This is a genomic window from Mycoplasma sp. HS2188 (assembly GCF_025209835.1).
In the GTDB taxonomy this organism is placed as follows: Bacteria; Bacillota_I; Bacilli_A; order Mycoplasmatales; family Metamycoplasmataceae; genus Mycoplasmopsis.
Window position 1 is genome coordinate 1 of sequence record NZ_JAOAOI010000044.1, and the last position, 888, is coordinate 888.

At 30.6% G+C, this 888-nt stretch carries 1 protein-coding gene; it reads right to left on the minus strand.

Annotated features, from left to right (window positions below; translation table 4 throughout):
* Positions 1 to 888 (minus strand): hypothetical protein (locus N1F73_RS03710; protein ID WP_260360160.1); only part of this gene is annotated, 888 nt, incomplete at both ends.

The window sequence follows — 888 nt, forward strand, 5'->3', positions numbered from 1 at the left end:
TTCTTTGGCTAAATTAGCTTTTTGTTTAAATTGTGAAAGTGATTGCTCTAATTCATTAACTTTATTAACTTTAGGGTCTGCGCCTTGGTAAGTATCGGTCTTATCAACATTGACAGCATCTGCCTCAGTTTTAATTGGTTGCATTTCGGCAATAATTTTATTGCGTAATGTTGCGTATTTATTGGTTGAACCCGCATTTGAATCTGGATTTGTAAATACGTCAGCAATATTATTAAACTCAGTATTAAAATCAATTTTGGCTTTACCCAATCTAGCATCATTATAAGCTTGAATAATTTTTGCTGTTGAAGCTTTTACATCTTCAACATTTACGTCTTCTAAATTAAGTTTTGAGATAGGTAATCATTTATCATCTTCTGCTGCTTTAATTTTATTTAAAGTTGCTTTAATGTCATCATATTTAGGATCAGTTCATTCGGCAATATTACTTGGAATAATATTTTCACTATTGTGTTGGTAATTTTCTAAAGCTGTTTTAGCTTCATCAATTTTTTCAATACGTTTTCTTGCTACTGATAAGGCGTTGTCTAAAATCTCCTTAGCATCTGTATATGCTTTTTGGTAAGCGTCTTCATGTCCTAAAGTTGTATATGCTTGTTCATTAACATCGCTAATTACTTGGTCAGCTTTTTTAATTTCACCTTCTAGGTATTCTTTAACATGATTTTTATCATCGATAGCTGATTCGCTAGATTCTTTTTCAATGTCGTTTTTAATTAATTTGTCAATTTCACTTTTACCTGGGTTATTGTATAAATTAATTGCTTTATCTATGCCAATTTGATTTGTTAAAATTTCATCTTTAACTTGTCCTAATTTGGCAATAGCTGTACGAATTTGACTTTCGCTCGCTGACGCAAAATCATT